This is a genomic window from Arthrobacter sp. ISL-72, from assembly GCF_018613755.1.
In the GTDB taxonomy this organism is placed as follows: Bacteria; Actinomycetota; Actinomycetes; order Actinomycetales; family Micrococcaceae; genus Arthrobacter.
Genome location: NZ_JAGGPP010000022.1, coordinates 86,201 through 110,911, shown reverse-complemented (window position 1 = coordinate 110,911; position 24,711 = coordinate 86,201). Strand labels below are relative to the sequence as shown.

At 66.0% G+C, this 24,711-nt stretch carries 24 protein-coding genes; 11 read left to right on the top strand and 13 right to left on the bottom strand.

All coding sequences use genetic code 11. The features are described 5' to 3' along the window. Positions 1 to 2 precede the first annotated feature (2 nt). The 5 genes from folE to J7I92_RS17855 all read right to left on the bottom strand — a co-directional run bounded on the left by folE (position 3) and on the right by J7I92_RS17855 (position 5,786). Positions 3 to 656 (bottom strand): GTP cyclohydrolase I FolE, encoded by a 654-nt coding sequence (gene folE, locus J7I92_RS17875; protein ID WP_214842702.1) that lies wholly within the window; start codon positions 654 to 656, stop codon positions 3 to 5. 9 nt (positions 657 to 665) lie between these two features. Beyond that, on the bottom strand, positions 666 to 2,735 hold the full coding sequence (gene ftsH / locus J7I92_RS17870) for an ATP-dependent zinc metalloprotease FtsH (RefSeq protein WP_214842700.1): 2,070 nt from the start codon (positions 2,733 to 2,735) through the stop codon (positions 666 to 668). A 205-nt stretch (positions 2,736 to 2,940) separates the two neighbouring features. Beyond that, the gene (hpt, locus tag J7I92_RS17865) at positions 2,941 to 3,492 is read right to left on the bottom strand and encodes a hypoxanthine phosphoribosyltransferase (protein WP_214842698.1); all 552 of its coding nucleotides are present in this window, start codon (positions 3,490 to 3,492) and stop codon (positions 2,941 to 2,943) included. Positions 3,493 to 3,521: 29 nt separating this feature from the next. After that, entirely contained in the window at positions 3,522 to 4,583 is a 1,062-nt protein-coding gene (gene tilS, locus J7I92_RS17860) for a tRNA lysidine(34) synthetase TilS (protein WP_214842697.1), read from the bottom strand. Between the two features lie 84 nt (positions 4,584 to 4,667). After that, positions 4,668 to 5,786, bottom strand: a complete 1,119-nt coding sequence (locus tag J7I92_RS17855) for a zinc-dependent metalloprotease (protein ID WP_214842696.1) — start codon at positions 5,784 to 5,786, stop codon at positions 4,668 to 4,670. Positions 5,787 to 5,943: 157 nt separating this feature from the next. On the opposite strand from J7I92_RS17855, the gene J7I92_RS17850 reads away from it, so the two are divergent. Continuing rightward, positions 5,944 to 6,177, top strand: coding sequence for a hypothetical protein (locus tag J7I92_RS17850; RefSeq protein ID WP_214842695.1), 234 nt, complete (start codon positions 5,944 to 5,946; stop codon positions 6,175 to 6,177). Here J7I92_RS17850 and dacB read toward each other — a convergent pair. Further along, entirely contained in the window at positions 6,174 to 7,724 is a 1,551-nt protein-coding gene (dacB, locus tag J7I92_RS17845) for a D-alanyl-D-alanine carboxypeptidase/D-alanyl-D-alanine-endopeptidase (protein WP_251040109.1), read from the bottom strand. The genes J7I92_RS17850 and dacB overlap by 4 nt on opposite strands. A 161-nt stretch (positions 7,725 to 7,885) precedes the next feature. On the opposite strand from dacB, the gene J7I92_RS17840 reads away from it, so the two are divergent. Then, positions 7,886 to 8,374 (top strand): inorganic diphosphatase, encoded by a 489-nt coding sequence (locus J7I92_RS17840; protein ID WP_214842693.1) that lies wholly within the window; start codon positions 7,886 to 7,888, stop codon positions 8,372 to 8,374. 101 nt (positions 8,375 to 8,475) lie between these two features. Beyond that, positions 8,476 to 9,813, top strand: coding sequence for a carboxylesterase family protein (locus J7I92_RS17835; RefSeq protein WP_251040100.1), 1,338 nt, complete (start codon positions 8,476 to 8,478; stop codon positions 9,811 to 9,813). A 122-nt stretch (positions 9,814 to 9,935) separates the two neighbouring features. On the opposite strand, the gene J7I92_RS17830 is transcribed toward J7I92_RS17835, so the two are convergent. Further along, complete coding sequence (locus tag J7I92_RS17830) at positions 9,936 to 12,371, bottom strand: phosphoketolase (RefSeq protein ID WP_214842691.1); 2,436 nt, start codon at positions 12,369 to 12,371, stop codon at positions 9,936 to 9,938. A gap of 168 nt (positions 12,372 to 12,539) precedes the next feature. Between J7I92_RS17830 and J7I92_RS17825 the strand changes: the two genes are divergently transcribed. Genes J7I92_RS17825 through J7I92_RS17805 form a run of 5 tightly spaced genes read left to right on the top strand, consistent with a single transcriptional unit; the run spans position 12,540 to position 15,969 of the window. Then, positions 12,540 to 13,487 carry a hypothetical protein gene (locus J7I92_RS17825; RefSeq protein WP_214842689.1) on the top strand — a complete coding sequence of 316 codons (948 nt, stop codon included), beginning with the start codon at positions 12,540 to 12,542 and terminating at the stop codon, positions 13,485 to 13,487. After that, entirely contained in the window at positions 13,484 to 14,266 is a 783-nt protein-coding gene (locus J7I92_RS17820; protein WP_214842687.1) for a hypothetical protein, read from the top strand. The genes J7I92_RS17825 and J7I92_RS17820 overlap by 4 nt, the downstream gene beginning before the upstream one ends. A gap of 1 nt (position 14,267) precedes the next feature. Further along, positions 14,268 to 14,759 (top strand): RDD family protein, encoded by a 492-nt coding sequence (locus J7I92_RS17815; protein ID WP_214842685.1) that lies wholly within the window; start codon positions 14,268 to 14,270, stop codon positions 14,757 to 14,759. A gap of 7 nt (positions 14,760 to 14,766) precedes the next feature. Then, the gene (locus J7I92_RS17810) at positions 14,767 to 15,345 is read left to right on the top strand and encodes a hypothetical protein (protein WP_214842683.1); all 579 of its coding nucleotides are present in this window, start codon (positions 14,767 to 14,769) and stop codon (positions 15,343 to 15,345) included. A gap of 24 nt (positions 15,346 to 15,369) precedes the next feature. Continuing rightward, on the top strand, positions 15,370 to 15,969 hold the full coding sequence (locus J7I92_RS17805; RefSeq protein WP_214842681.1) for a hypothetical protein: 600 nt from the start codon (positions 15,370 to 15,372) through the stop codon (positions 15,967 to 15,969). A 30-nt stretch (positions 15,970 to 15,999) separates the two neighbouring features. Here J7I92_RS17805 and J7I92_RS17800 read toward each other — a convergent pair whose 3' ends face one another. From J7I92_RS17800 to serS, 3 genes are all read right to left on the bottom strand, one after another. Continuing rightward, positions 16,000 to 16,860, bottom strand: a complete 861-nt coding sequence (locus J7I92_RS17800; RefSeq protein WP_214842680.1) for an HAD family hydrolase — start codon at positions 16,858 to 16,860, stop codon at positions 16,000 to 16,002. Between the two features lie 182 nt (positions 16,861 to 17,042). Beyond that, positions 17,043 to 18,083: a hypothetical protein gene (locus J7I92_RS17795; RefSeq protein ID WP_214842679.1), complete on the bottom strand. Its 1,041-nt coding sequence runs from the start codon at positions 18,081 to 18,083 to the stop codon at positions 17,043 to 17,045. Between the two features lie 175 nt (positions 18,084 to 18,258). Continuing rightward, positions 18,259 to 19,539 carry a serine--tRNA ligase gene (gene serS, locus J7I92_RS17790; protein WP_214842678.1) on the bottom strand — a complete coding sequence of 427 codons (1,281 nt, stop codon included), beginning with the start codon at positions 19,537 to 19,539 and terminating at the stop codon, positions 18,259 to 18,261. 88 nt (positions 19,540 to 19,627) lie between these two features. Between serS and J7I92_RS17785 the strand changes: the two genes are divergently transcribed. Further along, positions 19,628 to 20,680 (top strand): diacylglycerol kinase family protein, encoded by a 1,053-nt coding sequence (locus J7I92_RS17785; RefSeq protein WP_214842677.1) that lies wholly within the window; start codon positions 19,628 to 19,630, stop codon positions 20,678 to 20,680. Here the strand turns inward: J7I92_RS17785 and J7I92_RS17780 are convergent. The 3 genes from J7I92_RS17780 to J7I92_RS17770 form a co-directional block, all read right to left on the bottom strand. Next, the gene (locus tag J7I92_RS17780) at positions 20,677 to 20,886 is read right to left on the bottom strand and encodes a hypothetical protein (RefSeq protein ID WP_214842676.1); all 210 of its coding nucleotides are present in this window, start codon (positions 20,884 to 20,886) and stop codon (positions 20,677 to 20,679) included. The genes J7I92_RS17785 and J7I92_RS17780 overlap by 4 nt on opposite strands. Before the next feature lie 92 nt (positions 20,887 to 20,978). Then, positions 20,979 to 21,962 carry a prephenate dehydratase gene (gene pheA / locus J7I92_RS17775; protein ID WP_214842675.1) on the bottom strand — a complete coding sequence of 328 codons (984 nt, stop codon included), beginning with the start codon at positions 21,960 to 21,962 and terminating at the stop codon, positions 20,979 to 20,981. Positions 21,963 to 22,060: 98 nt separating this feature from the next. Beyond that, positions 22,061 to 22,387, bottom strand: coding sequence for a rhodanese-like domain-containing protein (locus tag J7I92_RS17770; RefSeq protein ID WP_214842674.1), 327 nt, complete (start codon positions 22,385 to 22,387; stop codon positions 22,061 to 22,063). Between the two features lie 113 nt (positions 22,388 to 22,500). Here J7I92_RS17770 and J7I92_RS17765 point away from each other — a divergent pair, with 113 nt between their 5' ends. Beyond that, positions 22,501 to 23,253 carry a peptidase E gene (locus J7I92_RS17765; protein ID WP_214842673.1) on the top strand — a complete coding sequence of 251 codons (753 nt, stop codon included), beginning with the start codon at positions 22,501 to 22,503 and terminating at the stop codon, positions 23,251 to 23,253. After that, positions 23,246 to 24,700 (top strand): amidase, encoded by a 1,455-nt coding sequence (locus tag J7I92_RS17760; protein ID WP_214842672.1) that lies wholly within the window; start codon positions 23,246 to 23,248, stop codon positions 24,698 to 24,700. The genes J7I92_RS17765 and J7I92_RS17760 overlap by 8 nt, the downstream gene beginning before the upstream one ends. Positions 24,701 to 24,711: the final 11 nt, after the last annotated feature.

Sequence of the window (24,711 nt, the reverse complement as noted above, 5' to 3'; positions counted from 1 at the left end):
TATTACCTTCCGATTATGAGGCTCATGGCTTCGGCACGGGTGGCCGGGTCATGCAGTTGACCGCGCACGGCACTGGTGACGGTCTTGGCACCGGGCTTGCGGATGCCGCGCATGGACATGCACAGGTGTTCGCATTCAATAACCACGATTGCTCCGCGCGGCTTCAGGTGCGTTACGAGTGCTTCGACGATCTGGGTGGTGAGACGCTCCTGCACCTGGGGGCGCTTGGCGAACATGTCCACCAGCCTGGCGAGCTTGCTCAGGCCGGTGACTTTGCCGTCGTGGGACGGAATGTAGCCTACATGCGCCACTCCGTGGAACGGAACCAGGTGGTGCTCGCACGTGGAGTAGAACGGAATGTCCTTGACCAGGACCAGTTCCTCGTGGTCCAGGTCAAAGGTGGTGGCCAGGATTTCCGCGGGGTCGTGGTGCAGGCCCGCGAACATCTCCGAGTAGGCTTTGGCCACCCGTTTGGGGGTGTCCAGGAGCCCGCCGCGGTCCGGGTCTTCCCCGATGGCCAGCAGGATTTCCCTGACGGCCGCCTCGATCCGCGGGCGGTCGACCTTGGTCGCGGAGCTCTTGCCTGCGTGCCCGGAGTGGCTCGCAGCGGAGTGACCGGCGGTGGCGGAAACGTCGTCGTCGTCGAAATGATTCACAGAAGAAGCTTAGCCGTGCTGCGGTCCGTCGGCGCCGACGTCCGTAACACCGCCGTTGAAGGCCTCCTGGCTGCCGACGCCCTGCGGGTGCGGCGGCTGGGCGTCCAGCGGCTCTTCCAGCCGGGCTTCGGTGGCTTCTTCCTGGGCCTCCCGTTCGGCCCGCTCCTGCCGGGATTCCACCGGGCCGGCGGTCTGCACGGGGCGGGTTTCCTTGGAGAGCCAGACTTCACGGAAGTCGCGCTTGCGGATGTCCTGGAAGACCTGCGCGATTTCCGCCTGGTTCAGCGTTTCCCGCTCCAAGAGTTCCAGGGCCAGGGAATCCAGGATGTCGCGGTTTTCGGTGAGGATCGCGTAGGCCTCGTCGTGGGCCTGGTCGATCAGGCGGCGCACTTCCTCGTCAACGATGTACGCGATCTGGTCAGAGTAGTTGCGCTCGTGGCCGGCGTCGCGGCCCAGGAACGGCTCGCCGCCGCCCTGGCCGAGGCGGACGGCACCGACGCGTTCGCTCATGCCGAACTCCGTAACCATCTTGCGGGCCGTTGCGGTGGCCTTCTCGATGTCGTTGGAGGCACCGGTAGAGGGATCGTGGAAGACGATTTCCTCGGCGACGCGGCCGCCCATGGCGTAGGCCATCTGGTCCAGCAGTTCGTTGCGGGTGATGGAGTACTTGTCGTTCTCCGGGACCACCATGGTGTAGCCCAGGGCGCGGCCGCGGGGCAGGATGGTGATCTTGGTGACCGGGGCCGAGTTCCGCAGAGCGGCGGCCACCAGGGCGTGCCCGCCTTCGTGGTAGGCCGTGATCTTGCGCTCGTGCTCCTTCATGACGCGGCTGCGCTTCTGCGGGCCGGCCATGACGCGGTCGATGGCTTCGTCGAGGGCGCGGTCGTCAATCAGGTTGGCATTGGAACGGGCCGTCAGCAGTGCGGCTTCGTTCAGAACGTTCGCAAGGTCTGCACCGGTGTAGCCCGGGGTCTTCTTGGCAACGGCCTTCAGGTCGACGCCTGGTGCCATCGGCTTGCCCTTGGCGTGTACCTGCAGGATCTGGTCGCGGCCCACGAGGTCCGGGGCTTCAACGGTGATCTGGCGGTCGAAGCGGCCCGGGCGCAGCAGCGCCGGGTCCAGTACGTCGGGGCGGTTGGTAGCGGCGATCAGGATGACGTTGGTCTTGACGTCGAAGCCGTCCATCTCCACCAGCAACTGGTTGAGCGTCTGCTCGCGTTCGTCGTTGCCGCCGCCGATGCCGGCACCGCGGTGACGGCCGACGGCGTCGATCTCGTCCACGAAGATGATCGCGGGCGAACTGGCCTTGGCCTGTTCGAAGAGGTCGCGGACGCGTGACGCACCCACACCGACGAACATTTCGACAAAGTCCGAACCCGAGATGGAGAAGAAGGGCACTCCCGCTTCACCGGCGACGGCGCGGGCCAGCAGGGTCTTACCGGTACCGGGAGGGCCGTAGAGCAGCACGCCCTTGGGGATTTTGGCGCCCACGGCCTGGAACTTGGACGGCTCCTGGAGGAATTCCTTGATTTCCTGGAGCTCTTCCACGGCCTCGTCCGCGCCGGCGACGTCGCCGAAGGTCACCTGGGGCATGTCCTTGTTGACCAGCTTGGCCTTGGACTTGCCGAACTGCATGATCTTGGAGCCGCCGCCCTGCATGCGGGAGAGCAGGAACCAGAAGAGGACGCCCAGCAGCAATACGGGAATCAGGAGGGAGAACAGCCCGGAGAACCAGTTGTTTTCGATCGGCTGGTCGGTGTAGCCGTTCGAGGGGTTGGCGTCGGTGACGGCCTTGACCACGTCTGCGGCGCGGGCATTGACGAAGAAGAACTGGACGTTCTTGCCCTTGTCCTGGCCGTCGATGACGAGGTTGTCCTTGAGAATCAGGTCCACGCGGTTCTCCGCGTCGAAGATCTTGGCCTGCTCCACCTTGCCGCTGTCGGCGAGGAGCTCGAGGCCCGGCTTCGTGTCGATCCGGGTCGAACCGCCGGGAGCGAGCGTGGCAAAGGCCAGCAGAAGCATTCCGACCACAACAACGATCCAGATACCCGGGCCCTTGAAGAAACTCTTAGCTTTCATCTGATCGGGGGCTGGCCCCGTCCCTCCTGGTAGTGCTGCACGGCGACTGGTCTGCGCGCGTGTGGTGCTGCGTCAGCTTCTAGCTATACACCGTTCCGAGTGAATCACGCACGATGCAGGTCAAAAGTTCCCTCTAGGCGTAGCGGTGCAGGGCCGCCGCCCCTCTCGGGCGCGGCCTGTTCCGGGAGGGATCCCGCGGTGATGCCTATTCGTAGACGTGGGGCGCCAGCGTGCCCACGAAGTCCAGATTGCGGTACTTTTCGGCGTAGTCCAGGCCGTAACCCACCACGAATTCGTTGGGGATGTCGTAGCCGACGTATTTGACGTCGATTTCCACTTTGGCTGCCGTGGGCTTGCGGAAAGCGGTGCAGATTTCCACGGAGGCGGTGCCGCGGGATTCCAGGTTGGTCTTGAGCCAGGAAAGGGTCAGTCCGGAATCGATGATGTCCTCAACGATCAGCACGTCCTTGCCCATCAGGTCCGTGTCGAGGTCCTTGAGGATTCGCACCACACCGGACGACTGTGTGCCGGAACCGTAGGAGGACACTGCCATCCAGTCCATGGAAACGTGGCTGTGAAGTGCACGTGCGAGGTCGGCCATGACCATGACCGCGCCTTTCAGAACGCCGACGATGAGGAGCTCCCGGCCCTCGTAGTCCTTGTCGATCTCTGCAGCGAGCTCGGTAATCCGCTGCTGGATCTGGTCCTTGGTGTAGAGAACGTGCTTGAGGTCTGCCTGGACGTCGTTTGAATCCACCAATGGCTCCTGTGTAGATGCGGGTGCGACTATTTGCGGGGCGGCTTTTGCGGCCGGAATACTAGCTTCCCACAGCGCGCGGCTTCGCGGGGACCGCCGTCGGAAGCATCCTGGGCCGTGCCCGGCTGATTCCGGCCTTCGCCGGCAAGGATTTGCGCGAGGGAAAGCCGGTAGGCGTTCACTCCGCCGGGAAGTTCAACGGGCCCCGCGGAACCGCGCCTACGCAGCAGCGCCTCCGCGGCGAGCAGCCGCTGGTAGCTAGGTTGCTGGCCCCCGACGGCGGCGACGGCCTTTGCGATGACCCGGAACCGGATGGCGGGGGCCAGGTCGCCCAGCTCTGTTTCGGGCAGGCTGATTTCTTCCCCTGACTGCTCCGCCAGCTGCGCGTACGTGCTGTTCGCCACCTCGTCGAGGTAATCCGCGTCCAGCTGCAGGATGGCGGCCGTCCTGGCCAGGGACTCCGCGACGCCGGGGCCGAGTTTTTCCTCCAGCATGGGAAGCACCTCCACCCGTGTCCGGGACCGGGCAAAGGACGGATCGGAGTTGCTCGGGTCGTGCCACGGATCCAGGCCCTCGGCCGCGCAGATCTCCAGGGTGTCGGCACGGCGGAGACTTAGGAAGGGCCGGAGCAGGAGTCCGCGGACCGGGCGCATCCCTGCCAGCGAGCGTGTCCCTGAACCCCTTGCCAGGCCGAGCAGCACCTGTTCCGCCTGGTCATCGAGGGTGTGGCCGAGGAGGATCGCTCCGGCGCCGGCCTGGGCGGCGGCGTCTTCCAGGGCTGCGTGTCGGGCGTCCCGCGCGGCGGCTTCCGGGCCGATTCCAGTGGATGCGACGTCAACCTGCCGCACTTCCACGGGGTGGAGCCCCAGGTCGCGGAGGATAACGGCGGTTTGGGCGGCCACCCCGGCGGAACCGGGCTGCAGCTGGTGATCGACGACGACGGCACCCACCGATACGGGGTGGCCGTCCACGTGGCCCCGGCGGCCGAAGTAGGAGGCAACGGCCGCGAGGGCCAGCGAATCCGGGCCCCCGCTGCAGGCGACGATAAGCCGTTCGGGGTAGCCGGCCCCGGCGAGGGCGTTCTGCAACATTTTGCGCGCCTTGCCGACGACGGGAGACAGCCGGCCGGGCCGCCGTCGTCCTGTTTGAACCTGCCCTGCGGGAACCTGGGCCAACTAGAGTCCCATCCGCTCGAGCCACAGCTTCGCGTCATGGATTTCCGGTTCCGTGGGGAGGTTCCCGGCGGATTCCCAGACCCGGTTGAAGCCGTCCATGCCGACCGCTTCCACCACGGCCCGCACGAACTTGGCGCCGTCGGTGTATTGCCGCATCTTGGCATCGAGGCCCAGCAGGTTGCGGATGAACTTCTCCACCACGCCGCGATCCTTGCCGCGGGCGTTGAAGCGCTGCCGGATGGTCTTGACCGACGGAACGATGCTGGAGTCGACTGCGTCCATCACCACATTCGCGTGCCCCTCGAGCAGGCTCATCACGGCGGTCAGGTGCGAGAGCGAAGCCTTTTCCTCCGGGTCCTGCAGCAAGTCCAGGATCGCCCCGCGTCCCGGAGCCGCTCCGGTGGCCGTGCGGTCCTTGAGCGAGCGGGCCGCAGCCGATGCGCGTTCGAGGAGGGAGTCGACGTTGCCCAGCAGGTGCCCGCTGAGGTTGTCGATTTCGTTGAGCATGTGGTGGCGCAGCCACGGTGCGGCGGCAAACTGCACCCGGTGGGTCTGTTCGTGCAGGCACACCCACAGCCGGAAGTCCTCGGGCGCCACACTGAGCTCACGCTCCACCTGGACGATGTTCGGCGCAACCAGCAGCAGCCGTCCGGCCGGCGGCGCGTCGGAGTCTTCGGCGAGCGCCGAGAAGGGATCGTACTGGCCCAGCACCTTGCTGGAAAGGAAGGCGAGCACCGCACCGAGCTGGCTTCCGGTGATGGCTCCGCTGACGGCAGCAGCACCGGGGCTCATGGTTCCGCGGCGGCCTTGCAGCATCTTTTCCATGGCCGGTTTCAGCATGACGGCAAAGCTTTGGGTGTTGGCCCTCGCCCAGGAGGCACGGTCCACCACCAGCACCGAGGAATCACGGAGGTCCCGCGCCGCCTCCAGCCCGGTGATGTCATGGACGTGCGGCACGGAAATGTCCGCCATGAGGCGCAGGTTCTCCACAGCCGACCCGATCTCGGCGGACCCCAGCGAAGGTCCCCCCGGAGCCAAACGGGCGGCCGTTGATGCCGCGAGCTCCCAGTTGATCAATGCCTGGGCCGGTGCTGATGAATCGCCTGCAGTTGACTCCATAGCGTCCATCAGATCACAGCCTGCCGGGGTTGCGCCTTAAGTTCGCTGACCGGCGAACCGGCTGCAACGCACAGGGGAGGCACAGGATCGGGACAGAAGAATGCAAATGTTCCGGGCCAGAGTTGGTACAGAAGTCCACACGACCGAGGAGAGTCCGATGATTGCGTACCGACCGATCCCGCCGCTGAACCTGGGCAGGAGCAACAGCTGGAAGTCCGTCCTGTCCGCCGTCGTCATGGCGGCGCTTTTGGGAACCACTGCCTTTGGCGCCACGGAGTCAGCCACGGGGGCCGGAGTTCAGCTGAGTTCCGCCGCCGATGCCGGCTCCGGAGGTGCTGCCGGGGATGCCTTCAGGGATACCACCGGGGATACTGCCGGGGATGCCGCCTAGCGGCAGCCGCAGGATGCCAGGACCGACGCCGTGCGGTCCAGCGCCGCCCTGTTTCCCGCCGCGCCCGGCTCCAGTCGGTTCCCTATAAAGGAGAACACCAGAAGGCGGCCGTCGGCGTCCACAACATAGCCGCTCAGCGCAATCACGGAGTTCAGGGTCCCGGTCTTCGCCCGCACCAGCCCGGCACCGCCCTCGGTGGACGGATCGGTGTACCTGCTGCCCAGCGTGCCGGTGAGGCCGGCGACCGGAAAACCGCCGATGGCGGCCCGCAGGACGGGTTCGGTGCCCGACGTGATGGCCCGGACGATCTCCGCCAACTGCCCGGCCGAGACCTGGTTGCCCAGCGACAGGCCGGAGACGTCATCTACACGCAGGCCGTCGGTGGAGATCCCCGTGTCCTGCACCTGCCGGTACACCACGGCCGTGGCGCCGTCGTTGCTGCCGGGGCCCCCGGCGGCGACGGCTGCCATCCGTCCCAGCACCTCGGCGAGGTAGTTGTCCGAGGTCTCAAGCATCAGGTCCACCTGCTGGCCGAGGGTGGCGGACTGGACTTCGGCGAGCATCTGGCCGGGTATGACGGCGGCGGGGGCCTGGCTGGCGCCGTCGGCCGGCTTTTCGGTTGATTCTCCCGCCGGCTTTTGGGCGGCCTGCTTTTCAGGCGCGGGCGCCTTGCCGCGCACGACGCCGGGAGTGACGGTCAGCCCGGCAGCGGCGCCGGCCGCGGTGAGCTGGGCGGAGAAGGCCTCGGCCGCGCTCATGGCGGCGTCCTGCGGCCGCGGACCCGTGGTGACGGCGGGGTCGTACCGCGCCGAGTTGAGCGCGAGCGGGAACAGGGGTGCGGTCTCGCCGGCGGCCACGTCCTCCGGATTCCACGTCGGGTTCAACGCCGGGCCGGAGAACAAGGAGTCATCCAGCTGAACGCGGAGCGGACCCTTGACGCCCTTTTCCTGCAGGGACTGCACCGTGAGCCGGGCAAGGGTGGCCAGCCCGGCATGGCCCATCACGGTGTCCCGGGACGACTCCCCGGCACCAAGCAGGACGTCGCCGCCGCCGGTCAGCACGATTGACCCCGGCTCTGTGCCAGCCACCACCGTGGTGCTGAAGCGCCGGTCCGGGCCGATGGCGCGGACGGCTGCGGCAGCAGTAAGAAGCTTCATGTTGGAGGCGGGCACCCTGCTTTTCGCGCCCTCCCGGTCAAAAAGCACCTGACCGGTGGCGGCGTCCTGCACGACGCCCGTAAAGGTCCCGCCGCCGTCGGTCTTCAAGGTGGCGCTTAGCTGGGCGGCGAGCGTATCCGGCCACGGGACGGGCGCCGAGTCCTTCAGCGGCGAGATTCCCTGCGGGAGCGAAAGGTCGCGCGGAACCTGCTGCCAGGCGGGGACGGCTTGCTCGGTGAGTTCCTGATCCGGCCGTTGTCCGGTGAACGCGGGGACGGCGATGTTGGCCACGGGGACGGCGAGGGCAACGACCAGAATGGTCAGCAGGACCAAGGGCAGTTGCCGCCTGATAACGGCGAACCAGGGGTGGCTGGCCGCGCGGCTCATCATGCGTTTCATGCTGCTGTTGGTCCTTATAGTCCTGAAATGTCCCCACTAGTTCATGAAACCTGGGCCTATCGCTATATCCTCAATAGTAGTCGGCGGCACCGACACTCCTTTAGTCGTACGTCAAGTGTGCCGCGAACACCCCTGAATTCGAGGAGCATTCCATGAAGCATGACGTGACCATCGAGATCCCCAAGGGATCGCGCGTCAAGTACGAAGTCGATCACGAGACCGGCCGCGTCCGCCTGGACCGCGTCCTGTTCACCTCGATGCAGTACCCCACCCACTACGGTTTCTTCGAGAACACGCTCGGCGAAGACGGCGACCCGCTGGATGCACTGGTGCTCCTGCAGGACTTCGATCTGCACCCGGGCGTCATCGTTGAAGCCCGCCCCATCGGCGTCTTCAACATGACGGACGACGGCGGCGGAGACGCCAAGGTCCTCTGCGTGCCCACTGACGCCCGTTTCGACCACATCAAAGAGGTCAGCGACGTCAGCGAATTCCTGATCAAGGAAATCGAGCACTTCTTCACCCGCTACAAGGACCTGGAGCCGGGCAAGTGGGTCAAGGCCGAAGGCTGGGGCGACCGCGCCGCCGCCGAGGCCGAGCTGGAAGCCTCCATCAAGCGCTACGTTCCGGCAGCGCACTAAGTCCCACCCCACGCCAAGCGCGAACGGACACTTGAGGCCCCCGTCCGAGGGGCCTCAAGTGTCCGTTCGGCGTTTCCAGCGGTATGTCAGGAATCCGTGAAATGGTTGGGGAAATGAACGCCGTTCCCGCTTTTGCTCCGCCCTGCGGCCCCGTCACCGGATGGCACGACGGCGGCGTTGAGCGCGCCACCGGGATTCCCTACGCAACCGCGGGCCGGTTCCAGCCGCCGGTACCTGTGCCCGACTGGACCGAAGCGCTTGAGGCAACCTCCCTCTCCCCGGCTTGCCCGCAGGGTCCGATGCCCTTCCTGGATGACATCCTGGGAACCCGCTACGGGGAACTCCCCGGCAGCGAGGACTGCCAGCGGCTCTCCATCACCGTTCCGGCCGGCCTCGACGACGGCGAGCGGGTTCCGGTCATGGTCTGGCTGCACGGCGGCTCCTATACTTCTGGTTCCGGCGACCTCGCAATCTTCGATCCCAGCGCCCTGGTAGCCGAGAACCGCGTCATCGTCGTCTCCGTAACGTACCGCCTGGGGCTCTTCGGGTATCTCGCTACCGGAACCGGGCGGCCCGCAAACCTCGGCCTGCTTGACCAGCTCGAGGCGTTCCGCTGGGTGCAGCGCAACATCGCCGCTTTCGGGGGCGACCCGGGCCGGGTCACTGCCTTCGGCCAGTCAGCAGGAGGCGACGCCGTCGCCCACCTCATGGCGACGCCGGAGGCGCCGTCACTGTTCCAGCGCGCCATCATCCAGAGTGCACCTCTTGGTATTTCCCGCGGGCGCGAGAAGATGAGCATCGCGATGGGCATCGCAGCGGAAGAAGTCACGGAGGACACCCCTGCGATGGACGTGGTGGCCGTTGAAGGGCGTGTTTCGCAGGTGGCCCGCAAGTTCGGACTCGTGGCCGCCATGCCCTTCGGCACGCAGTACGGACACCCGCCCTTGCCGCCGGAGTCCGGTATCGAGGCCGCCTGGAACGCCACGGCTCCGGGAATCGAGGTCCTCATCGGCCACACGTCCGACGAAGCGCGCATGTTCCTGCCCGGCAACCCCCTCGCCTCCCGGCTGGCGAAAATACCGGTTCTCGGCAACGCGGCAATAAGGGGCATCTGCTGGGCCGTGACTGAGGCGGTCTACGGCAGGTCAGCCCGGAGGTTCGCCCGCCGGCATGCCCAGGCCGGCGGCAAGGCGTACGGCTACGTGTTGTCCTGGGCGGCGCCGGGAAACTTCTTCGGAGCGGCGCACACGGTTGATCTGCCCCTGCTGTTCGGAAACCAGCGGACCTGGGCCGCCGCCGGGCTCGTTGAGGGTGCCACGTGGGACGAGATCAATGCCCAGGGCCGCGCGCTCCGTGCCTTTTGGGCCAGGTTCGCCCGTGGAGAAGGCCTTGAAAGCCGCGGTGAACTCCCCGGCACACTCCGGTACCGCGCGGCCTGACGCCCCTCCCTTGCCCTCGCCCTCACCCTTCCCCTCCCCCTCGAGTTTTTGTCCAGATAATGGCCGCAAAAGCGCGTCGAAGTCCCTTCATCTGGACAAAAACTCCTTGGGACGGCCGCACTTTAGCCGCCGAGGGACCAGTTGCTGATTTCCTCCAGGTCCTCGCCGTGGCTCCGGGTGTGGTTGTGGGCTTTCATGCGCCGGTCCTGCAAAGACTGGCGGAGCAGGGAGTGCCGCTCCGCCAGGCCCGGAACCCTGTCGATGGCGTCGATGGCCAGCTGGAAGCGGTCAATCCCGTTGAGCATGGCCATGTCGAACGGCGTGGTGGTGGTGCCCTCTTCCTTGTAGCCGCGGACGTGCAGGCCCTCCTGGTTGGTGCGCCGGTAGGCCAGCCGGTGAATCAGCGACGGGTACCCGTGGTAGGCGAAGATGATCGGCCTGTCCGCGGTGAAAATGCCGTCGAAGTCCCGTGAGGTCAGGCCATGGGGATGCTCGCTGGAATCCTGCAGCCGCATCAGGTCCACCACGTTGACCACGCGGATCTTCAGCCCCGGCGCCCCTTCGCGCAGCAGTTCGGCGGCCGCGACGGTCTCCACCGTGGGCACGTCGCCCGCGCAGGCAAGCACCACGTCCGGCTCTTCCCCCGGCACTTCCGAGCCCGCGAATTCCCAGATCCCCAGTCCCCGCTGGCAGTGGTGGGCGGCGTCGGCCGGACCCAGCCAGGTGGGTGAGGGCTGCTTGCCGCTGACCACGATGTTGACGTAATCGCGGGAATCCAGGCAGTGCTCCATCACGGACAGCAGCGTGTTCGCATCCGGCGGCAGATAGACGCGGATCACCTCCGCCTTCTTGTTCACCGCATGGTCGATGAAGCCCGGGTCCTGATGCGAAAATCCGTTGTGGTCCTGCTGCCAGACGTGCGAGGACAGGATGTAGTTCAGCGAAGCCACGGGCCGGCGCCAAGGAAGCGTCCGGTGCACCTTGAGCCATTTGGCGTGCTGGTTAAACATCGAGTCGACAATGTGGATGAATGCCTCGTAGCAGCTGAACACGCCGTGGCGCCCGGTCAGGAGGTAGCCTTCCAGCCAGCCCTGGCACAGGTGCTCACTGAGGACCTCCATCACCCGGCCGGCGCGGGCGAGGTGCTCGTCGACGTCGTCGATCCGGTACTGCCACACCTTGTCGGTGACGTCATAGACGTCCTGCAGGCGGTTCGACGCGGTCTCATCGGGGCCGAAAAGGCGGAAGGTCTCGGGGTTCTGCGAAATGACGTCGCGCATCCAGCCGCCCAGCGTGATCATGGCGCTGACCCGCTCCACCCCCGGCCGTGGAACCTCGACGGCGTGCTTACGGTAGTCGGGCAGTTTAAGGTCGCGTAGAAGTATGCCGCCGTTGGCATACGGCGTCGCGCTCATCCGGAGCTCCCCGGCCGGAGCGTTATCGGCGACGTCGGGCCGGAGCCGGCCCTGGTCGTCGAAAAGTTCGCCCGGCCGGTAGGACCGGAGCCACTGTTCGAGTTGGGCGAGGTGCTCAGGGTTGGTACGGACTTCCCCGAGCGGCACCTGATGGCTCCGCCAGGTGCCCTCCACCTGCTTGCCGTCCACCTCTCTGGGCCCCGTCCAGCCCTTGGGTGACCGCAGCACGATCATGGGCCACCGGGCAGCGCCTGCATTGTCCGCCGACGGCCCGCCCGAGCCGCGGCGCTCCGCCTGGATCGCAGGGATTTCCTCCAGGCATTCGTCCAGGGCTGCTGCGAACTCCCGGTGCGCGGACAGCGTGTCGTCGGGATCGGCCACCGTGACGAAATGCGGTTTGTGGCCGTAACCGCGCAGCAGCTGTTCCAGCTGGGCTTCCGGCATCCGGGCCAGGACAGTGGGATTGGCGATCTTGTAGCCGTTCAGGTGCAGAATGGGCAGCACTGCGCCGTCGGCCACCGGATCAAGGAAGTTGTGTGAATGCCAGCTGGCCGCGAGAGGCCCCGTTTCCGCCTCGCCGTCACCGATCACGACGGCGGTGATCAGCTTCGGATTGTCGAAGACGGACCCGTAGGCGTGGGCCAGCGAATACCCGAGTTCGCCGCCCTCATTGATGGAACCCGGGCTCTCCGGTGCGGCGTGGCTGGGGATCCCGCCCGGGTAGGAAAACTGGCGGAAGAGCACCGCCAGCCCTGGTTCGTCGTCGCCGACATTGCTGTAAATCCCGGAGTAGGTGCCTTCCAGCCAGGCGTTGGCCACCACTGCGGGTCCGCCGTGGCCCGGACCTGCGATGAACAGCATTTCCTGCCGGTCCCGGCGGATGACCCGGTTGAGGTGGGCGTACACAAAGTTCAGCCCGGGAGTGGTGCCCCAGTGACCCAGAAGCCTGGACTTGGTGTCTTCAGCGCGGAGCGGCTCACGCAGCAGCGGGTTGGAGCGAAGGTAGATCTGGCCTACCGAGAGGTAGTTTGCCGCGCGCCACCACCGGTCCACAAGCGTCAGATCGGCGTCGTCCGTTTCCCGGGCCCGGGCACCGCCGGTTCTCGTCTTAGCGGCTGTTTGGCTGCTTTGGGCGTTGGCCATGGCTGTCCTCCGGTTGCGTCAGTGCCGCCGTCGGCAGCGTCCTCCCCCATCGCAACATCTTTCGCCTGAGGTGCACAAGGCATGGGCTGCACTCCCCATCGCTGGAAAAATCGCCACAGGGTAGGGTCAGTCTGGTTTTGATTCGGCGCTGGACAAGGGGAAATCACCGTGGCAGGACTGTACGGAGCGGATATTGCGCAACTCAGATCACTTGCGAATGACTTCCAGCGGGCTTCCCAGGTACTGCAGCTTCAGGGTAAGTCCCTGACGAACCTCATCGGCTCGTCGACGGCGTGGACGGGGAACGACGCGAGGGCCTTCAAGGAAGAATGGAACGCATCGCACCGCAAATCCCTGCTGGCCGCCTCCCAGCTTCTGGAAAAGGGTTCCAAGGAACTGCGGGCGAACGCCGACGACCAGGAACGTGCCAGCACGGGCGGCAGTGCCGGTGGCACCGGCGGCAGCGGCGGCACCAGCGAGGACGGCAACTGGCTCAAGGACGCGTTCGACTGGGGAGCGGCCGGTGGGGGCATGTTCTTCAAGATCAAGGACGCAGTCGGAATGCTCAACAACTGGCAGGGACTCCTGGCCAGCAAAAAGATTCTTGACTCAACAGGGACCTTCCTGAAGCCCGCCTTCAAGCTGGCCGACGACTTCACGGGCGCCACGAAGCTGCTGGGCAAGTGGGGTCGGCTCGCAGGCCCCGCACTCGCTCCGTTCGCCATCGCCGGCGGCATCAGTGACATGTTCAACCCGGAACACGAGGGCTGGCGCGGAACCGGGGACCGGATTGGCGGCGGCCTCGGGGTGATCGCCGGCGGCGGCTCACTTCTCATGGCCGCCGGTCTCCTGACCAACCCGGTCGGCATTGGTATCGTGGTGACCGCAGGCCTGGTGGCCGGCGGCTGGGCCCTGGGCAACATGATTGCCGACAGCGAGTGGGGCCAGGCTGCCGGGAAGTGGATCGGAAACACGGCCAGCGATGCTTGGAACGGGACCAAGGAACTCGCAAGCACTGCATGGAACGGAGCCAAAGACGCCGTGAGCGACACCTGGAATGGCGCCAAGGAAGTCTTCAGCAATCCCGTTAAGAGCCTAGGAGGGCTTTTCTCATGACCGAAAGCATCATCTCAAGATTGACCCAGCATGATGTGGAGTGCGCCAAAACCGTGCTCAGCCGCGGTCAGGAGGAAACTTTCAACCTCCCTACGCTGACCGACGAGGAAATAGTCGCCCTGGACGGCATCGACCAGCACCAGGCCGTCGAGCTGCCCTGGCTGTCCCGGCACCCGGACCAGAAGGAACTCCTGTGCAACGTGGCGCTGCGCAGCCTCCTGTCGAAGGGGTTCGCCTTCCCGCTGGTCGCCGAAGGGGACACCGTGCCGTCGAAGCTCGGAGCAACCGAAGAGATCACCGGCATCATGGCCCTTCGCCGGCTCGGAGAACGGGTCGTCACGGTGGAATTGACCAAGGAAACCGACAAAGTCTGGCTGTACGGCTACGTGCATGACGACAAGGTGCTGGAGGAGCTGGTGGATTCCAGCGGATCGCACACTTTCACTGTTGTGGACCGTTCAGATTTCCCGGCCAGGATCATGGAACTGGCGAATGCGGCCAAGGTGCAGTCCGCCGACGAGGCCACTCGGACCTTGAGCGGGCCGGAGTTCGAAAAACTCGCCCCGCAGGTCCTGGGCAGCACCCTCGGGGTGACCGTGATCAGGGCAATCAGCCTGACTGTAAGCACCTTCAGCGCGCTGACCATCTATGCTTCCGCCGATGAGCTGCACGGGCTGACAGCGCACGATGAAAACGGCGAGGCGCGGCTGGAGCTGACAAAGATCTCCGGCCGGACCGCCGAGGAAAAGGTCCGCGCGCTGGTGGATCTGGGTGTTTGAGATGGATGCCAAACTGATCGAAAGTGTCCGCAAAAGGACCACGCGGCTGGGCAACGGCGCGTCCGTGGTCAAAGCCAGCGCCTGGCAGCAGCTAGGAGCATGGTGCGTGGATTTCGGCGTCGTCGTTATATTGGCGGCCGTGGCCTACTTTGTGGTTGCCGGTTCCGATTCGGGCACCATGGGTAAAGCTGTAACCGCCGCCATCGCCGCGTGGCTGGTGACACCGTGGCTATACGGCTTCTGCTGTGCGGGCGGCCGGTCACTGGGTGCAGTGGCCGCGGGTACACGCATTGCCCGGTTCTCGTCCGGGGAAAAACCCGGGTTCTGGGGGTCCGGATGGGTCATGTTTTCCCTGACGGTGCTGTTTCCGATGGTGGGCCTGTTCCTGCTTCTCGCTGCGGCAGGAGGATCCAGTCCCACCATGGATGGTCCCAAGGCCCGCCACATCACTGTTGACCAGCGGTTCCCAGCGGTTCCCGCACCCGTCCGCTAAACATGCCGTGAACTCAACGCAGAAAAAATCCGGCAGCAGCACCGGACTAATCGACGCCGTCAACGGTCGCGCCGTCCGCATTCACCCGCCGTCGGGCGCCTACTACGTGCCGAAGACTGGCTGGGCGCACTTCTGGGGCAGGTGTCTGGACGCCCTGGTTGTCATCGTTGTGGCCGTCATCTTGATGACCGTGCTCAATTCTCTGGTCCAGAACCTGGCGCTGGGTTCGCTCTCCCTGACCCTGCTTCTGAGCGATGGGCTGTTCTTCGCGTCCCTGGCCGGAATCTGGTTCGTGGTCCTCTTTGTCTACGGCATGTTCTGCGGGACGGTGGGCAGCGCCGGTGATGCTGCTGCCGGTATGAGGTCCGTCAGGATCGCGGACGGCACGACGTCGGGAGCCTGGCTCGGCGGGTGGCGCGCCGTCTGCTGGTCCTTCGCGCCGCTGTACCTCCTGATGGCTTTCGCCTCCGCGCTCAGTGGAGGCAGCGGGGACACCTTTGACGAAAAGTTCACGGCGGTAGATCTCCGCTCCGGTGTTGGCCGGGGCGCCGCTCCGATCCGGGATCCGGAGCCGGCTGCCAGTTGAGCACCGGGTAGTCTGTGATCCAGAATGTTCACGCTGACCATCAACCAAACGGACAGCCGGCGCGACGGTGACCGGGTGCCGCAGTTGCTCAAGGACCTGCGGCACATACCCGCGTGCCTCGATTTCGACCGCTCCGTGGAGGACGAGGTCCAGGGCATCGTGGACTGTCCGCACCAAGCGGTGGAGGCAGCCCTGGTCGCTCTCCGGTCCGGCAGTTGGTTCGTGGGAATCGGTGTAGGGCCGGTGAACGAACCGCTGCCCAACCAGGTCAAGGACGCCACCGGGCACGGCCTGATTTACGCCCGCCGGGCTGTAGACCGGCTGCGGAACGGCAAGGAGCGCGTCCCCGTTGCGGTTGACGGTCCGCTGGCCGATCTCGCCGCGGAATCAGAGGCCATCCTGAAGCTTCTCGGCCACATCGTCCATGGCCGCAGCGCTGCTGAGTGGCGCGTGCTGGATCTGCTGACGCCCGGCGTGCGCGGGCAGCAAAAGGCTGTCGCCCACGAACTCGGCATCACCACCCAGGCGGTCAGCAAGGCGGTGGCCAGGGCGCAGTGGAACGAGGAGCATGCGGCCCGCCCGGCCGCGGCCCGGCTGCTGCAGCTAATCCTCGAGGTCCGTTAGAAGATGCCGGAGCCCCGCGTTGGACCCGGGTTAGAGGAGGCTGCGGAGAACGTGCGCGGCGCCGTCATTGTGAACTGACATGGTGACTTCGTCCGCGGCGGCGATCACCTCATCGGGGGCCTGGCCCATGGCGACGCCCCGGCCGGCCCAGGTGAGCATCTCGATGTCGTTGCGGCCGTCGCCGATGGCCACGGTCAGGTGCGACTCGATGCTCAGGTGCCCGCGAAGGTGCTCGAGGGCGCTGGCCTTGGTGACGCCTTCGGCGGCGATGTCCAGCCACGCGGTCCAGCCCACGGAATACGTGACGCCGGCCAGGCCGATGTGCTTGATGGCCTCGTTGAAGTCTTCGGAGGTGTTCTCGGAGCTGAAAACCACTACGCGCACGGCGGTGGACTCAAGCATGGTCTGGAAGTCCACACCGATGGCCTCCACGCCGAAGCTGGCATCCTGGAAACGCTCGGTGGAGAGGAAGTTGCCGTCCTCGTCCTCCAGCGCGTACTTGGCCATGGGAAGCCGCTTGCGGAGGGCGCGCAGTGCAGGGCCCGGATCGAACGTGGCCTTGCGGATAACTTCGTAGCCGTCGGGCCGGGCCGGATCCAGCCGGAGGGTCACGCCGCCGTTGCAGCAGACCGCGTAGCCCGTGTCGATCCCGATCTGTTCGATGATGGGCAGGGTGGCATTCAGGGAGCGGCCGGTCGCAATCAGGACCTCGTGGCCTGCGGCGACAACCGCCTGCGCCGCCTCACGGACGGGCGCCGACATGTGCCCGTCATGGTTCACCAGGGTGCCGTCGACATCCAGTGCCACCATGAGCTTCCGGGTTGTGCTGGTCTTGCCGTTGTTTCGCCGGTCATCGTTGCCAGCGACTGAGGTTTCAGTCAATGTAGTCATCCACCTAGTAGACCAGACACGTCCGGGGCCCGCTAGGATCCGCGCCACAGCCGCCATGAAATTGTGGTAAACACCCACAGCTTGTCCACAGTGTGAGTGTTTACCGGCCGGCCACCCGGGGCTGCCCGCCGGCTTCCTAGGCTTGTTCGCGTTTCGAGCCCTTCGGCGTTCGGATGCGCGAACTAGCCCGGGTTTGGTTGTTTCCTGGAATTCCCTGGGTTCCGTGGGTGCAGTCCTGCCGCCATGAGCTTGCGACGGAGGCGGTCCGGGTTATCCACATCGGCCCAGCTCCAGCGGACGAAGCCGTGCCCCAGCGCGCGGATCCGGTCTTCGCGCAATTTCTCGCGGTACACGGCCTCCTCCGCAGTTATCCCGCCGCGCACTGCCGGGTCCACGTACTTCCCCTTGCCGTCAAACTCTCCCACCACGCCCTGCGCCGGCCACCAGAAATCGCCCCTGCCAATGATGCCGGCCCGGTCGTGGAACGCGTGCTGAAGTTCCGGTTGCGGGAAGCCCAGGAATTCGATAGCGGCACGGCTGTACGACTCGCCCACGGACTCAACGAGCGGACTGGCGAGCGCAGCCACCAGCCCGGCACGGCTCCGGAATGAGGCATAGGGCTGCTCGGCGATACCCGCAGCAATCTCCCGCACCGCGAGGAGATTGGCGTTTGCGGCAAGGGCGCCCTCGGCAAACAATTTCCGTGCCAGGCCGTCGGCAACCGCCAAGGCACTGCTCAGGTTTCCGGACACCATGACGTCCATCGCGGTCTGGATGAGGCCTGTGCAGCGGAATTCGCCGTGCAGCACGGGCTCAGTCGCCGTCTTGAGGCAATACCGGAGAGGATAGGAACGTTTCTCCCGCGCCTCCCTGGCAGAGCCATCCGCTCCCAGCACCAGAAATGGTGAACGTCGTATTCCGCTGCGTCCAGGCAAGGTAGTGGCCAGTTCAACACAAGTCGGCGTCCTGAGAATGGGCAGGCCACTGAACAGCGCAGCCGTCTCCCCGCACAACACGGCACCCCTCACCGACCGGGCAACCGCCGTCGTCGACCAAGCGAAGCGCACGGACGGGCGGGCCAAAAGCCAGTCCTCAGTCCGGACGTAGAAGCCGCGGCGGAGGCGCACCAACTTTCCAGCGCTGAACTCGCGATGGATGAAGTCGGTGCCGCGCTGCGTACGCAGAATGGCGGCGGTATCGATCAGTCCAGGCGGGATTTCCATGCCAACAGAATGAAACGCCGGGCAGCGGGCGGTGACCAGGGAGCCGGGCTATGTGGATAGTGCCCTTTGTAGAGGAGTGCTCGCGGGGAGGGCCTGCACCGCCGAGCGGTGGAATCCTGGGCTTGTCCGCGGATCCGGCCCGTGAAGGGAAGGATCCGCGAACAGGCCCGGGAAGCTACAGGACCGGCAGCACTTCCAGCCCGCCGAGGTACTTCTGCAGGGCCCTGGGGACGTTGACCGAGCCGTCCTCGTTCTGGTGGTGCTCAAGGATGGCCACGATCCAGCGGGTTGTTGCCAGCGTGCCGTTGAGGGTGGCGACGGCGCGGGTCCCCTTGGGTGCGCCGTCCTCGTTCAGCACGCGCTCACGGATGTTCAGGCGGCGCGCCTGGAACGTGGTGCAGTTCGAGGTGGAGGTCAGCTCACGGTACGCACCCTGCGTGGGCACCCAGGCCTCGCAGTCGAACTTGCGGGCAGCCGAGTTGCCAAGGTCGCCGGCAGCGGTGTCGATCACGCGGTAAGGCAGCTCGCACTTGGCCAGCATCTCCTCTTCCCACGCGAGCAGGCGCTCATGCTCGGCGGCAGCCTCTTCCACCGTGGTGTAGATGAACATTTCCACCTTGTTGAACTGGTGGACACGGATGATGCCGCGGGTGTCCTTGCCGTGCGACCCGGCCTCGCGGCGGTAGCAGGAGCTCTGGCCCGCGTAGCGGATGGGGCCGGCGGACAGGTCCAGAATCTCGTCCGCGTGGTACCCGGCCAGGGGCACTTCAGAGGTGCCCACAAGGTAAAGGTCGTCTTCGGCGAGACGGTAGATCTCGGCGTCGTGCTTGACGTCGAAACCGGTGCCCTGCATCGTTTCCGGACGGACCAGCGTGGGGGTGATCATGGGGATGAAGCCGGCGTCGATGGCCTGCTCCATGGCCATCTGCAGGAGCGCCATTTCGAGCCGGGCGCCCACGCCGCGGAGGAAGTAGAAGCGGGCTCCGGACACCTTGGCGCCGCGCTCCATGTCGATGGCGCCGATCAGCTCACCGATTTCCAGGTGGTCCTTCGGCTCAAAATTGGGGAATTCGCGGGGTTCGCCGACGGTCTTGACCACGATGTAGTCGTCTTCGCCGCCTTCCGGCACGCCGTCCTCGATGAGGTTGGGGATCCCCCGGAGCAGCTCCTCCTGCTGAGCCTGCGCAACGTCGGCTTCAGCAGAGGCGGCCTTGACCGATGCTGCCAGGACCTTGACCTCGGCCAGCAGTGCCTGCTTTTCCTCGCCCTTCGCCTGGGCCACCTTCTTGCCGAACACGTTCTGTTCGGCGCGCAGGTTTTCGAAGCGGATCAGGGCCGACCGCCTGGAAGCGTCTGCCGAGATGATCGCATCCACCAGGGACTCGTCGGCGCCGCGGGCGCGCTGGCTGGCACGGAACTTGTCCGGATTTTCGCTGAGGTCTTTTACGTCGATCACCAGACAAGAGTATCGAATCCGCCCGCCATGACGCGGTGGCGCTGCGCGTCGCCGCCGGATACTCGCCGCGGGATAGTGTTGGAGCACCATGAACGATTGGCTGCTGTACCTCATCCTTGCTGCGGCCCTGGCTTTCGCGGTCTCCAGCTGGTGGGGCGTGCGGAGGCTCAAGGCGCTCCATACACGCAGTGCAGTCCAGGAGGACACCTACCATCCGGGCCTGGGGCGGCAGCGGGTTGCCGTGGTGATGAATCCGGTCAAGGCCAAATCCTCGGAAGCCCGCGCCCTGATCCAGCGGGCGTGCCTGCGCGCCGGCTGGGAAGCCCCGCTCTTTTTTGAAACAACCGCCGAGGATCCCGGATATTCGCAGTCCAACGCGGCACTCGCGAGCGGGGCCGACGTCGTTCTGGCGTGCGGCGGGGACGGCACCTTTCGGGTGGTGGCTGAGAAGCTGGCCCACACGGATGTGGCGATGGGCCTGATCCCGCTGGGCACCGGGAACCTGCTGGCCAGGAACATCCACCTGGACGTCAACGACCTGAACGGCAGCATCCAAACGGCCCTGTTCGGGCACCAGCGGCACATTGACACCGCCCGGATGGGTATCAGGAACTCGCGGACGGGTGCGTCGTCAGAGCATGTGTTCCTGGTGATTGCCGGCATGGGAATGGACGCCGAAGTGGTGGGCGACACGAACGACGGACTGAAGAAGGCCGTGGGCTGGCTTGCCTACACCGAGGCCGGGGTGAGGCACCTGCCCGGCCGGCGCAAGAAGGTGAGCATCTCCCTGGACGACCAGCCGGAACAGTCCCGGAAAATCCGGAGTGTGCTGTTCGCGAACTGCGGCCTGATCCCGGGGGGCATCGATTTCATTCCCCAGGCGATGGTGGACGACGGCATGCTGGACGTCGTGGTGATGAGCCCGCGCAGCGCCATCGGATGGATTGCTATGTACGCCAAGATCATGTTCAAGCACAAGAGGAACCTGCCTGTGATGAGCTACTACCGCTCCGGCAAGATCGTCATCAAGTGCGTCGAGCCGGTGGCCACCCAGATCGACGGCGATCCCTCCGGGGCGGCGACCGACGTCACCGTCCAGGTGGAGCCGGGATCGCTGTTGGTGCGGGTGGCGGAAAGTTAAGCGCTGGCCTTTTTCTCTTCGGCCTCGGCTGCAGCCTTTGCCGCAGCGCGGGCCTCGGACTGCTCGCGGATCATGGCTTGTTCCTCTTCGAAGCGCAGGCGGTCCGCCCGGTCTGCATCGTCGCCGTCCCAGTCCTGGTTATCGTCCTTCGGTTTGGGGTTGACTATCATTCCCTGGCCGTCGTTATCACTGCTGGATCCTGACATGACCCGCTCCTTCCGGTAGAGGTCTTCCCCAATGGATCAGGCAAGCATACGCACTGCTGTGCAGGCGGGGAAGTACCCGGAAGGGCATTTGCCTAAGCTGTGCGCGAACCCTGCGGGGCATGAACGGGCTCGACTGATGCCCCTTTCAGTATCCGTGCCACCCATTCATGTGCAGCCTGGAATGCTTGGTCGGAGGTGTGCGGTTCCACGTCGGGACTCTGTTTATCTGCTCGCGGATAGGACCCCAAGAAGCGTGTGGCGGGGCTGATCCGGTGCAGTCCGGCAAGCGCGTCGGCTACGCGGGCGTCCTCCACGTGGCCATCGGCGTCGATGCTGAAGAAATAGTGGCCCAGATACTGCCCGGTGGGGCGGGATTCGATGCGGCTGAGGTTTACGCCGCGGGTGGCGAACTGGTCCAGGATTTCCATCAGCGCGCCAGGGCGGTCCTCGGGCAGCGGAACCACCACTGTGGTTTTGTCGGCTCCGGTGGGGTGCGGCAGCGCTCCGGGCCGGCTGACCAGGACAAACCGGGTGACGGCGCCGGGGTTGTCCCCGATGTTCTCAGCGAGCACGCGGAGTCCCTGCTGCTGGGTGGCCACAATCGGTGCACAGATGGCGGCGTCGTAATGGGCGCCTTCCTCATGCAGCAAGCCCATGGCACCCGCAGCGGTTGAGGACGCCGGAATGTATTCCACCTGGGGCATGTTCGCTTCAACCCAGAGCCTGCACTGCGCCCAGGCGTGGCCGTGGGTGGAGATGCGGCGGATACCGGCAATGTCCACGCCGGGACGGGCAACGAGGACAAAGCTGATGGGCACCAGCGCCTCGCGGACAATCCTCAACTCCTGGCCCGAGGCTATGGCGTCCAGCGTGGCCGTGACCCCGCCCTCTACCGAATTCTCGATGGGCACCATGGCGGCATCGGCGGATCCGTTCCGGACTTTGTCCAGCGCCGTGTTCACGTTGGAGGAGGGGAGGCGGACTGCGTCCACGGCGCCCGGCACCTGCATCAGCGCGGCCTCGGTGAAAGTGCCTTCCGGGCCAAGGAAGGTGTAGGTGGCGGGTGAGGCGGGCATGGACGGTCCTTGTGATCATGTCAGTGGCCGTCCGGGCGGGCGGCTTGGAATGCGGGCGGCGTGGAAAGCGGCTGCTGGGAGGGCAGCCGGTATGGGTACTACAGGATGACCGGCTTAAGGCCGTTGTCCGAGACGAGCGGCATCCCCGACTCGAGCCACTGGTCCATTCCTCCGGCCACATTCGTCGCAGAATATCCCTGCCCCGCCAGCCATTGGGCAGCCCGGAAGGAACGGCCGCCGGTGCGGCAGATGACATACAGGTCCTCGTCCGGATCCAGCTCCTCGAGCCTTCCCGGCAGCTGGTCCAGCGGAATGTGCAGCGCACCTTCGGCATGCCCGGCCGCCCACTCGTAGTCCTCGCGCACGTCAAGGATCTTGGCGTCGGCGGGAACGTCGGTCACGGTCACGGTTTCGAAGTCGCTCATGGAAGTCCTCTCCGGAAAATGAAGGTCTGGTTCCAGCGTATCCTCCGCCGCGGCCCGGCATCGCGAATCCAGGGCACGTTACGCTTCAAGGGGACCGCAAAGGAGAATCGTCGATGGCAGCCCAACAGCCCACCATCCTGGCCACGTCCGGCGGGTACAAGGCAGGCCTGCGTTCACGGCTGGAGTTTGACGCACTGCTTCACCACGCCGTCGAACTTTCCGGTGTCACCGGGCGGGCGCCGCGTGTGACCCATATCGGGACGGCAGGAGGTGACCAGCGCTGGTTCAATGCGGAATTGGATCAGGCGGCGAAGGCGGCCGGCTTCGATTTCAGCCATCTCAACCTGTTCACCATGCCCAGCATCGACGATCCGGAAGCGCACCTCCTGAAGCAGGACGTGGTGTGGGTCAACGGGGGTTCGGTGGTGAACCTGCTGGCGGTGTGGCGCGCGCACGGCCTGGACGAAATCCTGCGGCGGGCCTGGGAACACGGGGTGGTCCTCAACGGCGTTTCGGCAGGATCCATCTGCTGGTACCAGGGCGGCACAACGGACTCGTTCGGCCCGCAGCTGCGTCCCGTGACCAATGCGCTGGGCTTCCTGCCCTACGGCAACGGCGTCCACTACGACTCGGAGAACCAGCGACGGCCGCTGGTGCAGCGGTTAGTAGCTGACGGCACGCTGGGTGAAACCCACTGCACGGACGACGGCGTTGGGCTGGTTTACTTTGGCACCGCCCTTGTGGAGGCGGTCAGCGAGGTTCGCGGCAAGGCCGCGTACCGTGTCACCCGCCGGACGGCCGGAGGGGCCGGCGGCGCCGCTCCACAGGCCCTCGAAGAGCGGCTGGAGCCTCGTTTCCTTGGCTGAGATCCACGAACTGTCCGCTGTCGGGCTGCGGAATGCCCTTCGGTCCGGCGAGGTCTCCGCGCGCGAGGTCGCCCGGCATTTCCTCGCCCGGATCGAAGCCCGGAACCCGGGCCTCGGCGCCTTCATCACAGTGACGGCCGAACAGGCACTGGCCGAGGCCGCGAGCGCCGACGCCCGGCATGCCGGGCATGCCAGGTCGGCCGGTCATACCGAACAGCTCCCGCTGCTGCACGGCCTGCCGGTGGCGTTCAAGGATCTGACGGACGTTGCCGGTGTGGTCACCACCCATGGCAGCGCGGCCCTGGACCGGAAGCCCGCTCCCGTGGACGGCGCCCTCGCCGCTGCCGTGAAAGGCGCCGGTGCCATCTCCCTGGGCAAAACCCAGGTTCCGGAGTTTGGCCTGACAGCCTACAGCGAGAACCTGATTGCGCCGCCGTCGCGCAACCCGCATGCACTGAGCCGAAGTTCAGGGGGATCCTCGGGCGGAAGCGCGGCGGCCGTTGCCGCGGGCCTTGTTCCGTTCGCTCCGGGGTCCGACGGCGGCGGCTCGGTCCGCATTCCGGCGGCGGCGTGCGGCCTGGTGGGGCTGAAACCGGGGCGCGGGCTGGTACCGGCCGGCGAAAACACCGGAGACCCAGCGCGCCTGGTGGTGGCCGGACCCCTGGCCCGGTCTGCGGAAGATGCCGCCCTGATGCTTGACGCACTGACGGCCGGCTCAGGCTCCGGCCTCGAGACCGGACCCGAAGCCGGCGGGTACCTGGCATCGCTGTCCCGGCCAACCCGCCGACTGCGGATCGGCGTGAGCCTGGACAGCCCCTGGCAGGCCATCTTCCCTTTCACCCCGGACCCTGAGGCGATGGAAGCCCTCAATGAGGGCGTCCGGCTGCTGGAAGCGGCCGGACATTCCACTGCCGAAGCCGGGATCCGTTTCGACAACCGCTATCCGGACGCCTTCACCACAGCCTGGACGGCCGGCGTTGGCAGTGCCCGGATTGCACCCCAGCGTGAGGCGCTGCTGACTCCGCTGACGCGCACGTTCCGGCGCCGGGCACAACAGCGGAGCGCGTCGAAACTCAACGAGGCTCTGGCGTTCCTGCGGCAGTTTGAGCGCGACACGATCTCCCAATACGCCCAGTGGGACCTCATCCTGACGCCCGCGCTGGCCCAGACGCCACGGCCCGTGGGCTGGTTCACCGGAGCCTCCCACGGGGACGGGTACTGGCCGGCCGCGGAATGGGCGGGGGACGCCGACGGCGACTACCGGAAACAGTGCGAATACGCGCCGTGGTCCAGCATGGTCAATGTGTGCGGCCTTCCCGCCATCAGCATTCCGGTGCACTGGACCGGAGGTTCTTCCGGCGCCGGCCTGCCCATGGGCATCCAGGTGGTGGGACCGATGGGCTCAGAGGCACTGCTGCTGCAGGTCGCGGCGCAGCTCGGCTTCTAGGCACCTCCTGC

Bases quoted from the DNA above. Each gene is read 5' to 3' on its own strand.
- ftsH (WP_214842700.1), bottom strand. From the start codon at position 2,735: ATGAAAGCTAAGAGTTTCTTCAAGGGCCCGGGTATCTGGATCGTTGTT.
- tilS (WP_214842697.1), bottom strand. From the start codon at position 4,583: ATGTTGCAGAACGCCCTCGCCGGGGCCGGCTACCCCGAACGGCTTATC.
- J7I92_RS17855 (WP_214842696.1), bottom strand. From the start codon at position 5,786: ATGGAGTCAACTGCAGGCGATTCATCAGCACCGGCCCAGGCATTGATC.
- J7I92_RS17850 (WP_214842695.1), top strand. From the start codon at position 5,944: ATGATTGCGTACCGACCGATCCCGCCGCTGAACCTGGGCAGGAGCAAC.
- dacB (WP_251040109.1), bottom strand. From the start codon at position 7,724: ATGATGAGCCGCGCGGCCAGCCACCCCTGGTTCGCCGTTATCAGGCGG.
- J7I92_RS17840 (WP_214842693.1), top strand. From the start codon at position 7,886: ATGAAGCATGACGTGACCATCGAGATCCCCAAGGGATCGCGCGTCAAG.
- J7I92_RS17835 (WP_251040100.1), top strand. From the start codon at position 8,476: ATGGTTGGGGAAATGAACGCCGTTCCCGCTTTTGCTCCGCCCTGCGGC.
- J7I92_RS17830 (WP_214842691.1), bottom strand. From the start codon at position 12,371: ATGGCCAACGCCCAAAGCAGCCAAACAGCCGCTAAGACGAGAACCGGC.
- J7I92_RS17820 (WP_214842687.1), top strand. From the start codon at position 13,484: ATGACCGAAAGCATCATCTCAAGATTGACCCAGCATGATGTGGAGTGC.
- J7I92_RS17815 (WP_214842685.1), top strand. From the start codon at position 14,268: ATGGATGCCAAACTGATCGAAAGTGTCCGCAAAAGGACCACGCGGCTG.
- J7I92_RS17805 (WP_214842681.1), top strand. From the start codon at position 15,370: ATGTTCACGCTGACCATCAACCAAACGGACAGCCGGCGCGACGGTGAC.
- J7I92_RS17800 (WP_214842680.1), bottom strand. From the start codon at position 16,860: ATGACTACATTGACTGAAACCTCAGTCGCTGGCAACGATGACCGGCGA.
- J7I92_RS17795 (WP_214842679.1), bottom strand. From the start codon at position 18,083: ATGGAAATCCCGCCTGGACTGATCGATACCGCCGCCATTCTGCGTACG.
- J7I92_RS17785 (WP_214842677.1), top strand. From the start codon at position 19,628: ATGAACGATTGGCTGCTGTACCTCATCCTTGCTGCGGCCCTGGCTTTC.
- J7I92_RS17780 (WP_214842676.1), bottom strand. From the start codon at position 20,886: ATGTCAGGATCCAGCAGTGATAACGACGGCCAGGGAATGATAGTCAAC.
- pheA (WP_214842675.1), bottom strand. From the start codon at position 21,962: ATGCCCGCCTCACCCGCCACCTACACCTTCCTTGGCCCGGAAGGCACT.
- J7I92_RS17770 (WP_214842674.1), bottom strand. From the start codon at position 22,387: ATGAGCGACTTCGAAACCGTGACCGTGACCGACGTTCCCGCCGACGCC.
- J7I92_RS17765 (WP_214842673.1), top strand. From the start codon at position 22,501: ATGGCAGCCCAACAGCCCACCATCCTGGCCACGTCCGGCGGGTACAAG.